Raw genomic sequence first — 12297 nt, forward strand, 5'->3', positions numbered from 1 at the left:
AAAATATCGCCTTTAAATTTAAAAAAGGTAAAAATATGAAAATAATGGTTGCAATGAGCGGCGGCGTAGATAGCACGATGACGGCTAAATTTCTGCAAGAGGCTGGACATGAGGTGCAAGGCTGCTACATGATGCTTCATCAAAAGCCAGGATATCACGAAGAAAACATCAGAAAAGTCAAAAAAGTGGGCGAATATCTTGGCATCAAAGTGCATATCCTCGATCTGCAGGATAAATTTAACGAATATGTCTATGATCCATTTGTCAGGCTTTATAAAGAGGGCAAAACGCCCAATCCTTGCGCTTTGTGTAATAAATTTATAAAGCTTGGTGCGCTACTTGACTTTGCAAAGGCAAATGGCTGCGAGAAGCTTGCTACTGGGCATTACGTGCAGGTGGTTGATGGTTTTATAACCTGCGCCAAAGATCCTAGCAAGGATCAGAGCTACTTTTTAGCTCAGGTGCCAAAAGAGGTGCTAAAAGATGTCATTTTTCCACTTGGAGATAAATTTAAAAAAGATATAAAAGAGCTAGCAAGAGGCGTAAAAGTGCTTGAAGAGTTTGCTACGCAGGCAGAAAGCAGTGAAATTTGCTTTGTGGAAAATACCTACATCGAGGTTTTAAACAAGCACTACGATACAAATTTGCCAGGCAACGTGGTTGATAAAGACGGCAATATCATCGGCCGCCATCAAGGCTACATGCACTACACTATCGGCAAACGCCGTGGCTTTGAGGTTTTTGGCGCTCATGAGCCACACTTTGTCATCAAGATAAACGCTGATAAAAACGAGATCGTTGTCGGCACGAAAGATGACCTTGCTCAAAAGGTGGTCGAGCTTGAAAACGTAAATTTATTTATAGATGAAGTTAAATTTGAGTGCGAAACAAAGATAAGGTATAGAAGTCCTAAACTTGAGGCTTTTGTAGAGGTTGATAAAACTAGCAAAACCGCAAAGCTAACGCTAAATCAAAACGCACTTGGCGTAGCGCAAGGTCAGCTTTGCGTGATGTATGAAGGTGAGCGCGTCATCGCAAGTGGCTTTATAAAGAACTAAGCGCCTCTTTTATCACCTTAACGTGGCTAAATTCTGGCTCTTTGACAGCAGTTAGAAGCGCCACGTTTTTATACTCTTTTTCTAGCTTTTTAAGCTCTTTTAGCCCCTCTTGCTCCTCTTTGCCATTTAGCTCTTGCCTAAATCTTTTGCAAAATTCATCAAACCTAGCCTCTTTATCTTCATGAAACCATGACCTTAGCTCGTTTGACGGAGTGACTGATTTTAGCCAGATAAAGCTAGAAAATATCTCTTTTTTCACGCCCCTAGGATAAAGTCTATCGATAAAGACACCTTTAAAACTCTCGTCGTCGCTTTTAATAAAGTCGTAAATTCTACATATCTTAAACATGTTTGTTATCTTAGTCCTCATAAATTTACAAATGTAAAATGATATAAAAATTTAGTGTAAATTTTGGATTTTGGAGTAGAAAATTTGACTAAAAATAGTGGGTAAATAAATTTAAATTTAAAGCTCATTTTGATAAAATCACAACATAAAAATCACTAAAAAAGGTTACTATTATGAGAGGCTATAAAATTTTCTCAGGCACCGCAAATATCGAGCTTTCGAAGAAAATTTCGCAATATTTGTCGCTTCCACTGAGTGAAGCTAGCATTAAAAGATTTAGCGATGGTGAGATCAGCGTGCAAATCGGCGAAAGCGTGCGTGGGAAAGATGTTTTTGTCATACAGCCAACATGTGCCCCAGCAAATATAAATTTAATGGAGCTTCTTATCTTAACTGACGCTTTAAAACGCAGCAGTGCAAGCTCTATAACAGCGATCGTGCCGTATTTTGGCTACGCTAGACAAGACAGAAAAGCAGCTCCTAGAGTGCCTATCACTGCAAAACTTGTGGCAAATATGATGCAAACAGCAGGCATCGACAGGGTTGTTACTATGGACCTTCACGCAGGACAAATTCAAGGATTTTTCGACATCCCAGTAGATAACCTCTATGGAAGCATCATCTTTAACGACTACGTAAAAGCTAAAAATTTGCCAAACCCAGTCGTCGCAAGCCCAGATGTAGGCGGCGTGGCTCGCGCTAGAGCCTTGGCAAAAAATCTAAATTTATTAGATATGGTCATCGTTGATAAACGCCGCGAGAAAGCAAACGAGAGCGAAGTGATGAACGTTATCGGCGATGTTAAAGGCAAAGATGTGATCTTGGTCGATGATATGATCGACACCGCTGGCACCATCGTAAAAGCAGCTGAGATTTTCAAAGAGCGTGGCGCAACTAGCGTAATGGCGTTTTGCACGCATCCAGTGCTTAGCGGACCAGCCTATGATAGGCTAAAACTTGGCTTTTTAGACGAGCTAGTGGTGACTGATACGATCCCATTAAAAGAAGAACTCCCTTGTATAAAAGTGCTAAGCACAGCTTCACTTTTTGGCGAAGTGATACGACGTGTTTATCATAACGAAAGCGTAAATAGCTTATTTTAGTAACCATTGCAGGCTAGAGCGTTAGCCTGCTAAATTTATCCGTTTTGGCTGATTGATATTTATCTTTTGGGTTAAATTTCTAGCCAAAAAGACTGAAATATCTGCTTGCGACGAGCCTAAATTTAAAGTCAAATAAACAAAAATCACAATGAAATCTCGCCGCTAAATTTCTACATGCTAGCTACTAAAATTTAAATAAGCCGTAATTAAGATGCAGTGCTAATCAGATCCGTGTGGGAGCTGCGACAAATGCCGTGAGGATCGCACAAAAATGGACCATGATGCAGGAGTAGTTTGTAAATTTATTTTAGGCTAGAAAGGATCAAGCTCTAGCCTAAATTTATCTTGCAAGCTCGTCTAGTAAGTCTTGCAAAGTGACGTTTTTTAGCTCATTTTCTAGGGCAGTTTGCGCTCTTAAAAAGTGCCCAGACAAAAGCTCTTCTATCCTGCCGCCAACTGGGCAGGCTTTTGGTGAATCAGAGTGAATTTTAAAAAGTTTTTCTTTTTCATTTACTGCGTTAAAAATTTCAAGTAAATTTATATCTTTTGGCTCTTTTGCAAGGCTCACCCCACCAACTCCAGCTGCGACATTTACAAGCCCTGCAGCCTTTAGAGTGCCAAGCAGGCGCCTAACGATGACTGGGTTTGTGTTTATGCTGCCAGCTATAAATTCGCTTGTAACCTTCTCATTTTCAAAAAAATTAGCACACAAAAGCGCGTGTATCGCAGTTGAAAATTTAATGCCAACTTGCATGATCGTCCTTAAATTTTTCGTGATTATACTTAAATTTTCTGCCAAAGACAGCCAGCTAAATTTGACTTACGAACCTTCGCCAGCTGTCAAATTTATAAACTCAAGCTCTCTAGCCGACGGCGGTAAAGCGCTTTTGGATAAATTTCTTGTTTTTTAGCTCATCAATGATCGCAAGAGCAAGGTCTGCGTAGCTTATGTGGCTCTCATTTTTTGAGTTTAGTATGAGATCATCCCCGCCAAGCACGTATTTGCCCGTGCGAGCGCCGTTTGCGTCGTAGTCGCCTGCTGGACTTACATACGTCCAAAGCACATTTGTGCTACCTTTTAGCTCAAAATATGACTCCGCCGTAGCCTTTGCCACGCCCATATATGCTGCTGGAAAGTCTGGGGTGTCCATGAGCATAGTGCCTTTGCTATCAACAAATAACGTACCAGCGCCACCAACTACGATAAGCCTTGCGCTAGTGCCTTCTAGTAAATTTAAAAGGTGAGCGGCCACTTTTTTGTGAAGCGGGAAGGTTTCTTCGCTCCATGCTGCAAATGCGCTGATAACCGCGTCAAAGCCTGCTAAATCAGCCTTTGTAAGCTCGAAAATATCTTTATAAATGACCTTTACGCTTTCGTTTTTATACTCTTTGTTTCTAACGATCGCTGTGACGTCGTAACCTTGTTTTAGCGCCTCATTTACTAAATTTGCACCGCTTTTGCCGTTTGCACCTATGATTGCTATTTTCATTGTTTCTCCTTTAAATTTTGTTTTTAAATTTAGAGCCAGCTTGGCTTTACGTCATCAACTATCACGCCGTCAGTCATTGTGTATTGCTCTAGGCTACCGCGTTTTGTCTGGATGCAGATCATTTTGATACCATTTTTGCCAGCTTTAAAGCACCTTTTACCATCTGGATCTATGCGCACCGCGTCGCCTTTGCTTACTTTTATCACTTCGCCGTCAATGAAGAGCTCGCCATCGCCATCAGTGATGATGTAAAGCTCCTCGTTTTGTTTGTGCGAATGGACAAATGGCACGCTCACATTTGCCGCAAATTCGTTTATAGATACTTCACAGCCAGTTAAATTTAAAGCCTCTTTTAGCTCGACTCTTGGCGCATTTGCGATCTTTGCAACCTGATAATTTTTCATTTTGTTCTCCTTGTTTTTTGTTGTAATCTTTTTTCTTACAACCGATGAGCGAAGTATAGTGATTTTTTGTTGTAATGTCAAGAGTTACAACAAAAATTTTTCAAAATTTATAAATTTGAGCTAAAATTCGCAAAATTTTTAGGAGTAAATTTGCAAAATAACGCCTTTAAAACGCTAAAGAGCATAGCTACCGAGCACAACAAAAAGCTCATTTTGACCTTTGCTTTGGTGCTAGCAGAGAACGGACTTTTTCTTGCTTATCCGATATTTGCGGGCTTTGCGATCAACGCAATCATGCAAGGAAATACGTTAAATGCCCTCATTTATGCACTTTTTGTGCTCATAGCGTGGCTTGTAGGAGCCATTAGGCGCCGCGTGGATACGCAAGTTTTTGCAAATATCTACGCAAAGCTTGCTGTAAATGTCATCATGAATGAAAAACAAAATGCCAAAGACGACTCCGCCATCATCGCTAGAGTAGCGCTCTCACGAGAGTTTGTAAATTTCTTTGAGACGCATTTTCCTATGTTTTTTACATCGGTTATTTCGATCATCGGCTCAGCGTTTATGCTCATCTTTGTCGAGCCAAAGGTCGCTGTGGCGTGCTTTGCCGTAATGACCTTTTTTCTTATATTTTTACCAAGATATATCAAGAAAAATGACGACCTTTATCTTCGCTTAAATGACCGCCTAGAAAAAGAGGCAAAGGTGATAGGTGTTTTTAATAAAAGCACGCTAAATAGGCACTACGACGTCGTTTCTAAATTTCGTATAGCGATCTCAAATAGGGAGGCGATGAGCTATTTTATCATTGGCATTAGCGCTTCGCTGCTCTTTTTGGTGGCGATAATAGTGCTAAGCTCGCAGCAGACAAATGCCGGCCACATCTACTCTGTGATGACCTATATATGGAATTTCGTCATTAGCCTTGACGACTCGCCAAAGCTCATCGAGGAATTTTCAAATTTAAAAGATATCGGCAAGAGGATCGACGCCGAAAAGAAGGATAATGATGCACAATAAGAGCGTTCTTAGAAATTCGTTTTTTCTAATTTTCACGTTTATGATAGTTGAGGCCGTTTTTGGCTTCGTTTCAAACTCGCTTGCGCTTATTAGCGACGCATTTCACATGCTCTCAGACGCTGCGGCTCTCTTTTTGTCGCTGGTTGCTTTTAAGATCGCAGAAAAAAGGGCAAATTTGCAAAAGACCTTTGGCTACAAAAGGGTCGAGATCATCGCTGCTTTTATAAATGCCATCGCTCTTATCGCGCTTGCTGTTTTTGTCATAGTTGAAGCGATCATCAGGCTTTTTAACGAGCCAGAGATCAAAGCTGAAACGATGCTTTTTGTTAGTATTTTGGGGCTTGTGGTAAATTTAGTCGTGGCTGTTTATATGCACAAAAGTGCTGATACAAAAGAAAATTTAAACATGAAAGGTGCTTATTTGCACGTGCTTGGCGACACGCTTGGCTCGGTTGGCGCCATCGTCGCGGCGCTTCTTGTGATGAAATTTAACTTCACGCAGGCCGATAGTATCGCAAGTATCTTTGTATCGCTACTCATCATAAAAAGCGGTGCTAGCTTGCTAAAAGATAGCTTTAATATCCTAATCGAAGCTGTGCCGCTTAAGCTTGATACGGATGAAATTTTAGGCGTTATAAAGGGCGTAGATGGCGTTAAAATCGTGCATGACCTGCATATCTGGGCGATAAATGCTGGCACAAACGCGCTAATAGCCCACGTGGTGGTGGATGATGCGCTAAGCGTGGCTGAAATTTCAAAGATGATAAAGCGCATCGAGCACGAGCTTTCTCACGTTGGCATCGGCCATGTCACGCTTCAGTTTGAGAGCGAGAGCCTTGGACATAAAGACGATCTCATCTGCGAGCTAAAAAGCGAGCATAAAGACGAGCACTTTGGGCATCATCACTAAAATTTGACGCAAAAGGCTTAAATTTAATGTTTCGCATAAAAAATGAATATCTAATGGTCGTGGCTATGGGTTTGTTTTGCGTTTTTATGGGCAGTGTCATAGTTTCTCTTATCGCGGTAAATTTTGCAGTAGCCTTGATCTGCGCTCTATTTTGTATGAAAAAGGATTATATATTTGTTTTGTTGCTGGCGTTAAATTTTGCTCTATATTTTAATGCCATAGATGCTCCGTTTGAACAACCAGAGCTTTGGACTTATCACGTGCCAGCGCTTGCAAATGCGACATACATGCTTAGTGCTTTAGTTTATGCTTCAGGTTTTCTTATTTTTTTGCCGCTTGTGGCTTACGCCTATTTTTTATATTCGCTTTGCGTTGTGCTCTGTGATCTGCGTAAAATTTTAAGAGCTAAATTTGAGCTTTAAATTTAAGCCTTGCTAGCCTAGCAAACTCATTTTTACTCAACTTTAACGATTTTTTTTATAAAATCGCCTAAAATTTAACTAGGGATTTCATGAAAAACATTAGAAACTTTAGCATCATAGCTCACATCGACCACGGCAAAAGCACGCTTGCTGACCGTCTCATTCAGGAGTGTGGCGCCGTAAGTGACCGTGAGATGAGCTCGCAGATCATGGACACGATGGACATCGAAAAAGAGCGTGGCATCACGATCAAAGCCCAGTCTGTCCGCCTAAACTACGCACTAAATGGGCAAAATTTTGTTCTAAATTTGATAGACACCCCAGGACACGTCGATTTTAGCTATGAGGTAAGCCGTAGCCTAGCTAGCTGCGAGGGTGCGCTTCTTGTCGTGGATGCTAGCCAGGGCGTAGAGGCGCAAACCATCGCAAACGTCTATATCGCACTTGAAAACAACCTAGAGATCATCCCAGTCATCAACAAGATCGACCTACCAGCGGCTGATCCTGCTAGAGTAAAGGACGAGATCGAGCACATCATTGGACTTGACTGCTCAGGAGCGATCGAAGTGAGCGCAAAAACAGGCGTTGGCATAAAAGAGCTGCTTGAAGCGATCATCACGAGGATCCCTGCGCCAAATGGCGACGTAAGCAAGCCTACAAAGGCGCTAATCTACGATAGTTGGTTCGACAACTACCTTGGCGCGCTTGCTCTTGTGCGTGTTTATGATGGTGAAATTTCAAAAAATGACGAAATTTTGGTCATGGGCACGGGCAAAAAACACATCGTGCTAGACCTCATGTATCCAAATCCTATAGCTCCTATCAAGACCAAAACGCTTAGCGCTGGCGAGGTTGGCATAGTCGTGCTTGGTCTTAAAAATGTTAGCGACGTGCAGGTTGGCGATACGGTGACGCAGTCAAAAAATCCTCTAAAAGAGCCAGTTGGCGGCTTTGAGAGGGCTAAGCCGTTTGTTTTTGCGGGACTTTATCCTATTGAAACTGATAAATTTGAAGATCTGCGTGACGCGCTGGATAAGCTAAAGCTAAATGACAGCTCCATTAGCTACGAGCCAGAGACCTCGGTCGCACTTGGATTTGGCTTTAGGGTTGGCTTTTTAGGCCTTCTTCATATGGAGGTCGTCAAAGAGAGGCTGGAGCGCGAGTTTGATCTTGATCTCATCGCCACAGCGCCGACTGTGACTTATGAAGTCATCCAAACTGATGGGCTAAATTTAAAAATTCAAAACCCAAGTCAGTTGCCACCAGTCAATAAAATAGACTCGATCCTTGAGCCATACGTGAAGGCCACTATCATCACGCCAAGCGAGTTTTTGGGCAACATCATCACGCTCTTAAACAACCGCCGCGGCATACAAACGAAGATGGACTACATCACGACTGACCGCGTATTGCTCGAGTATGACATACCGATGAACGAGATCGTGATGGACTTTTACGACAAGCTAAAGTCAAGCACCAAAGGCTACGCGAGCTTTGACTACGAGCCTAGCGACTACCGCGTGGGTGATCTAGTGAAGCTTGATGTCAAAGTGGCCGGCGAGACGGTCGATGCACTCTCTATCATCGTGCCTGAGAGCAAGGCACAGACAAAGGGCAGGGACTTCGTAAAGGCGATGAAAGAGATCGTGCCGCGTCAGCTCTTTGAGGTGGCGATACAAGCTAGCATCGGCAACAAAATAATCGCCCGAGAAACCGTAAAATCAATGGGTAAAAACGTCACAGCCAAGTGCTACGGCGGCGACATCACTCGTAAGAGGAAGTTGCTTGAAAAGCAAAAAGAGGGTAAGAAGAGGATGAAGGCGATTGGTAAGGTGAATTTGCCGCAGGAGGCGTTTTTATCCGTCCTAAAAATAGACTAACGGCTTATCTTTTGTGTCCTTTTGAAAGAGTTAGTGAAATTTTGGCTTGATGAACTACATGTTCTATCCGCGCCAAAATTTCACGTCACAGCTTTCAAAATCATCACAAAATATCTCGCCTTATTGCGAGGTGGCGATACTGCCGCATTTGAGAGCTCGTTTGGTGGATAGGTTTTGATTAAAATTTAAGTACTAAATTTACAAAAAGGAGTGCTATGCCGTTTGTGAAAATTTGCGTGACAAAAGAGGGCGATAGCCCAAGCGTGGAGCAAAAAGAGAAGATGATAAGCGGAGTTACAAAGCTAATAAGCGAAATTTTAGGTAGAAGCGCTCAAAATACTGTTGTCATTATCGATGAGATCGATACGAACAACTACGGCATCGCAGGCGAGAGCGTGAAAAATCTCCGCAAAAAACAAAAAGAGCAAAAGGAAGTGAAATGCTAAGAGCGACATTATTAGCAATTTTTGCAGCCGTCTTTCTAACTGGCTGCGTGGCAAAAGCTAGCCTTTGTCTATCGTGCGAGGGCATAGACGGCGTGCAAAGTGCAAGCATAAGTAGCGAAGATAAGACCTATTTTGAAGAGGTTATGAGGATCCCAGCTGACTGCAGCGCTTGCAGGGGCAGGGGCGATGGCGTCTTTATAAATGGCGTCAAGTATAGAAGCGACGTGGCGATAAACTGCTGCTTAGAAAAAAATATGATCGACATAAATGTCGGGCTAAAGAAGGTCTATTTTCATAGGATCGTGGATGCTAGAAGCAGCGCAAGGTCGATTTACTATACAAGAGAAGATGGTAGCGGCGTAGTCTTTAACTCAAATCCACGCCTTGAAGTGCTCTTTTATATGTTTTTAAAACGTGAGCTAAATTCTCGTGGCATCGTGGTCGTGGATACGCAAACATCGCCTTATACATATAGGCTTGATTTTAGATTTGACGAGCTTAGAGGCACTTACTCTAGAAGCTCTGAAATTTTAAACGGACATCTATATGGCGAGCTTGTGCTTTCAGATATAAATTTCAAAAAACGAATTCCTATCTCGACTAGACACCACGTGGAGGAGCTTGAGGCGTCAAAAAGCGGTCAGTTCGACTTCTTTATCGCACTTTTAGTCAAGCAAGCTGCCATAAAAGTGGCTGATGAGATAACTAAACTTTGAAAGGAAAAATATGAGTAAATTTAAATTTCTAGCTATCTTTGGGCTTTTTGTCCTATTCTTGAGCGGTTGCACTCCTACTCAGACAGTAGTTGCGTTTGATCCTTACAAAACTGCTGCAAGTCAGCAAGCTAACGGCCTTGAAGTCTATATAAGCGCGGTGCATGATAGTCGCAAAAATAAAAGCACTATTGCAACTATAACCGATGGCAGAGGCACTGTAAAAGAGTATGTCGTGCTTCAAAACGATCTCGCGACTTATTTTAGCGACTCCCTTAAAAGAGAGCTTGCGGCACGTGGCGCAAATGTAAATGGCATGGGTGGCGTTGTGGTTGAAGTTTTCATAAACGAATTTGAAGCAAATATGAGCGGATATGGCAGCGACAACACAAAGGGCAAGATAAAGATCACTCTTAAAATCCAAAAAGGCGATCAAAGTATCATTAAAAATATCTCAAACAACCAAACCAAATTTGAGCTAGTTCGCACTGGTGGAGCATTTAAGCCATTCTTAACAGACATCATTAATGACGCCGTTAAACGCTCTGCGATCGCTATCTTAAATAGCTGATGTTTTGTGCGTTTTGCAAGAGCTTTACGCTAAAGACATTTTGTAAAACCTGCTCGCAAATTTTAAGCGAGCCAAGCCCTTTGGTAAGAGAGCTAGAGGGCTTTAAAATTTATAGTTTCTACGGCTACTCTGAGATCAAAGAGCTCATCCACTCAAAGCACCAAATGCACGGACTTTTTATCTATAAAAATTTAGCCAAATTTGCATTTAAGAAATTTGCTAAAAGCTTTAGCTTTCCAGAGCAAATTTACGCCCTGCCGATAGATGATAGAGTGCATCATGGCTACTCGCACACGGCTATTTTGGCAAATGAACTTCGTGCTAAAAACCTTAAACCCATCTTTCACGCCCTGCATGCGACAAGCAGTGTTAGCTACAGCGGCAAGGATCTTAAATTTAGGCAAAACAATCCAAGAAATTTTAAAATTTTAAAAAAGATCACTGCGCCAGTTATCTTGGTCGATGACATCGTAACCACTGGCACAACGATACTAGAAGCTAGAGATACGCTTCAAAAAGCAGGCGTTGATGTGCTTTTTGCGCTTGTTTTAGCAGATGCTAGAAACTAAAATTTATGTGAAATTTGACTTGAAATTTCATACCTAAATAATTGTAAATAGCTATTAACCATAAAAAATTTTTGCCGATATAAAGATAAAATTTTACACAAAGGGATTTTGTTTATGAAAAAAGCAGCAAACAAGATTGCACTCATTATCGTGGTGCTTTTAGTTGTCTCGCTTGGCGTGTTTTCAACGGTGAATTACACAAATACCAAGGAGAGGATTTATGATCTAGCAAAGGAGTCTAAGACTTCATCTTCAAAAGTTTTGCAGTTTTATATGAATGCATTTTTTGAAGACAAGCTTGCAGCCGTTCAAAATTTTGCTAGTTACATCGAGGCGCATCCGCAAATTTTGGATGACAAAGAGGCTTTAGAAAAAGTGCTGATGAACGCAGCGCAGGTTACTGATTTTTCTGAGTTTTACTTTGGTTATGCGGCTGATGGTGCTGTTTATAACGCTGTGCTTGATGGCAAAGAGCGTAAATTTATGGTTTTTGATCAGAGAAAAAACTATGATGCGAGGGTTAAAGGCTGGTACAAGGACGCTATTGCAAAAGAGGGCATTATCTTTTCAGCTCCATATACAAGCTCAGCTGGTGGCTTAAATTTAACTATCGCTAAAAAGATAGTTGTTGATGGCAAGGTTGTTGGTGTCTTTGGCGTGGATATGGGCATAGATAAGCTTGACAATGAGCTTAATAAGATAAAACCAACTTCAAGTAGCGCAATAGCTTTGATGGATTTAGAGCACAAAAAGATCATACACTTTACTCACAAAGATCTTGTCCTTTCTGACTCTAGTGAAGCTATGAAGATCATTGACGACTACTCAAACGAGTATAAGAAAAATGGCGATAAAACATTTACTTACAATCTTAGAGGCACAGAAAGACTTCTTGCTTGCGAGCTTTACGATCAAGCAAACTGGCTTGTATGCTCTGCAAACTCTTGGAGCGATTATGACGCAAGCCTTAGCAAAACACTTGTCTCACAAGTCATCTCATCAGTTATATTTATAATAGTCATCGTAGCACTTCTTATATTTATCGTTAGCAGATCACTTAAGCCACTTTCAAAGATATCTGATTCGCTTATTTCGTTCTTTAAATTTCTAAACTACGAGATCAAAGAGCCAGTTAAGTCAAATATCGTTTCTAAAGATGAATTTGGCGTTATGTCTTCTCTTATAAATGAAAACATCCAAAAGATCCAAACATCTAAAGAAAAAGAGAACACCTTCATCCAAAAAGCCAACACCTTTGTAAATGAGATAAAAGATGGCAACTATGAAGCAAGCTTAGAAGCAGATACTAATAACCCAGCTCTAAATCAACTAAAAAGCACATTTAAAGATCTACAACTT

The 12297-nt window shown here is 41.4% G+C and carries 15 protein-coding genes and 1 pseudogene; 12 read left to right on the forward strand and 4 right to left on the reverse strand.

Annotated elements, in window-relative coordinates:
- Nucleotides 1–5 precede the first annotated feature (5 nt).
- A complete protein-coding gene (gene mnmA / locus G6W43_RS06780) occupies nt 6–1058 on the forward strand; it encodes a tRNA 2-thiouridine(34) synthase MnmA (protein WP_258031031.1) in 1053 nt (350 codons plus the stop codon).
- On the opposite strand, the gene G6W43_RS06785 is transcribed toward mnmA, so the two are convergent.
- Nucleotides 1045–1407 (reverse strand): DUF488 domain-containing protein, encoded by a 363-nt coding sequence (locus G6W43_RS06785; protein ID WP_009294214.1) that lies wholly within the window; start codon nt 1405–1407, stop codon nt 1045–1047. The genes mnmA and G6W43_RS06785 overlap by 14 nt on opposite strands.
- A 173-nt stretch (nt 1408–1580) precedes the next feature.
- Here G6W43_RS06785 and G6W43_RS06790 point away from each other — a divergent pair, with 173 nt between their 5' ends.
- Nucleotides 1581–2510: a ribose-phosphate pyrophosphokinase gene (locus G6W43_RS06790; RefSeq protein ID WP_004317514.1), complete on the forward strand. Its 930-nt coding sequence runs from the start codon at nt 1581–1583 to the stop codon at nt 2508–2510.
- A 206-nt stretch (nt 2511–2716) separates the two neighbouring features.
- Nucleotides 2717–2803 (forward strand): annotated as a pseudogene (locus tag G6W43_RS10635) (hypothetical protein); the annotation flags it as partial.
- A 47-nt stretch (nt 2804–2850) separates the two neighbouring features.
- Here the strand turns inward: G6W43_RS10635 and G6W43_RS06795 are convergent.
- The 3 genes from G6W43_RS06795 to G6W43_RS06805 form a co-directional block, all read right to left on the reverse strand.
- Nucleotides 2851–3264 carry an Rrf2 family transcriptional regulator gene (locus G6W43_RS06795; protein ID WP_021090025.1) on the reverse strand — a complete coding sequence of 138 codons (414 nt, stop codon included), beginning with the start codon at nt 3262–3264 and terminating at the stop codon, nt 2851–2853.
- A gap of 109 nt (nt 3265–3373) precedes the next feature.
- Nucleotides 3374–4000, reverse strand: coding sequence for an NAD(P)-dependent oxidoreductase (locus tag G6W43_RS06800; RefSeq protein ID WP_194169435.1), 627 nt, complete (start codon nt 3998–4000; stop codon nt 3374–3376).
- A 29-nt stretch (nt 4001–4029) separates the two neighbouring features.
- A complete protein-coding gene (locus G6W43_RS06805) occupies nt 4030–4404 on the reverse strand; it encodes a cupin domain-containing protein (protein WP_194169436.1) in 375 nt (124 codons plus the stop codon).
- A gap of 150 nt (nt 4405–4554) precedes the next feature.
- On the opposite strand from G6W43_RS06805, the gene G6W43_RS06810 reads away from it, so the two are divergent.
- The 9 genes from G6W43_RS06810 to G6W43_RS06850 all read left to right on the forward strand — a co-directional run.
- On the forward strand, nt 4555–5427 hold the full coding sequence (locus G6W43_RS06810; protein WP_194169437.1) for an ABC transporter six-transmembrane domain-containing protein: 873 nt from the start codon (nt 4555–4557) through the stop codon (nt 5425–5427).
- Nucleotides 5417–6337 (forward strand): cation diffusion facilitator family transporter, encoded by a 921-nt coding sequence (locus tag G6W43_RS06815; RefSeq protein WP_009294209.1) that lies wholly within the window; start codon nt 5417–5419, stop codon nt 6335–6337. The genes G6W43_RS06810 and G6W43_RS06815 overlap by 11 nt, the downstream gene beginning before the upstream one ends.
- Nucleotides 6338–6363: 26 nt before the next feature.
- A complete protein-coding gene (locus tag G6W43_RS06820; RefSeq protein ID WP_194169438.1) occupies nt 6364–6759 on the forward strand; it encodes a transporter in 396 nt (131 codons plus the stop codon).
- Between the two features lie 89 nt (nt 6760–6848).
- Nucleotides 6849–8639, forward strand: a complete 1791-nt coding sequence (gene lepA, locus G6W43_RS06825) for a translation elongation factor 4 (RefSeq protein WP_103646571.1) — start codon at nt 6849–6851, stop codon at nt 8637–8639.
- A gap of 215 nt (nt 8640–8854) precedes the next feature.
- Nucleotides 8855–9085 (forward strand): 2-hydroxymuconate tautomerase family protein, encoded by a 231-nt coding sequence (locus tag G6W43_RS06830; RefSeq protein ID WP_009294206.1) that lies wholly within the window; start codon nt 8855–8857, stop codon nt 9083–9085.
- Nucleotides 9079–9801 (forward strand): outer membrane lipoprotein mapA precursor, encoded by a 723-nt coding sequence (locus G6W43_RS06835; RefSeq protein ID WP_021090057.1) that lies wholly within the window; start codon nt 9079–9081, stop codon nt 9799–9801. The genes G6W43_RS06830 and G6W43_RS06835 overlap by 7 nt, the downstream gene beginning before the upstream one ends.
- 10 nt (nt 9802–9811) lie before the next feature.
- Nucleotides 9812–10369: a YajG family lipoprotein gene (locus G6W43_RS06840; protein WP_087582573.1), complete on the forward strand. Its 558-nt coding sequence runs from the start codon at nt 9812–9814 to the stop codon at nt 10367–10369.
- Nucleotides 10369–10938, forward strand: coding sequence for a ComF family protein (locus G6W43_RS06845; protein WP_087581017.1), 570 nt, complete (start codon nt 10369–10371; stop codon nt 10936–10938). The genes G6W43_RS06840 and G6W43_RS06845 overlap by 1 nt, the downstream gene beginning before the upstream one ends.
- A gap of 114 nt (nt 10939–11052) precedes the next feature.
- The coding region (locus tag G6W43_RS06850; protein ID WP_194169439.1) for a cache domain-containing protein at nt 11053–12297 on the forward strand (1245 nt) is incomplete at its 3' end.

It is taken from the genome of Campylobacter concisus (genome assembly GCF_015229965.1).
Lineage (GTDB): Bacteria > Campylobacterota > Campylobacteria > Campylobacterales > Campylobacteraceae > Campylobacter_A > Campylobacter_A concisus_BD.

Coding starts and splice junctions, on each gene's coding strand:
- G6W43_RS06815 (WP_009294209.1), top strand. CDS start 5,417: ATGCACAATAAGAGCGTTCTTAGAAATTCGTTTTTTCTAATTTTCACG.
- G6W43_RS06820 (WP_194169438.1), top strand. CDS start 6,364: ATGTTTCGCATAAAAAATGAATATCTAATGGTCGTGGCTATGGGTTTG.
- G6W43_RS06805 (WP_194169436.1), bottom strand. CDS start 4,404: ATGAAAAATTATCAGGTTGCAAAGATCGCAAATGCGCCAAGAGTCGAG.
- G6W43_RS06830 (WP_009294206.1), top strand. CDS start 8,855: ATGCCGTTTGTGAAAATTTGCGTGACAAAAGAGGGCGATAGCCCAAGC.
- G6W43_RS06800 (WP_194169435.1), bottom strand. CDS start 4,000: ATGAAAATAGCAATCATAGGTGCAAACGGCAAAAGCGGTGCAAATTTA.
- G6W43_RS06840 (WP_087582573.1), top strand. CDS start 9,812: ATGAGTAAATTTAAATTTCTAGCTATCTTTGGGCTTTTTGTCCTATTC.
- G6W43_RS06795 (WP_021090025.1), bottom strand. CDS start 3,264: ATGCAAGTTGGCATTAAATTTTCAACTGCGATACACGCGCTTTTGTGT.
- G6W43_RS06785 (WP_009294214.1), bottom strand. CDS start 1,407: ATGTTTAAGATATGTAGAATTTACGACTTTATTAAAAGCGACGACGAG.
- G6W43_RS06845 (WP_087581017.1), top strand. CDS start 10,369: ATGTTTTGTGCGTTTTGCAAGAGCTTTACGCTAAAGACATTTTGTAAA.
- G6W43_RS06835 (WP_021090057.1), top strand. CDS start 9,079: ATGCTAAGAGCGACATTATTAGCAATTTTTGCAGCCGTCTTTCTAACT.
- lepA (WP_103646571.1), top strand. CDS start 6,849: ATGAAAAACATTAGAAACTTTAGCATCATAGCTCACATCGACCACGGC.
- G6W43_RS06790 (WP_004317514.1), top strand. CDS start 1,581: ATGAGAGGCTATAAAATTTTCTCAGGCACCGCAAATATCGAGCTTTCG.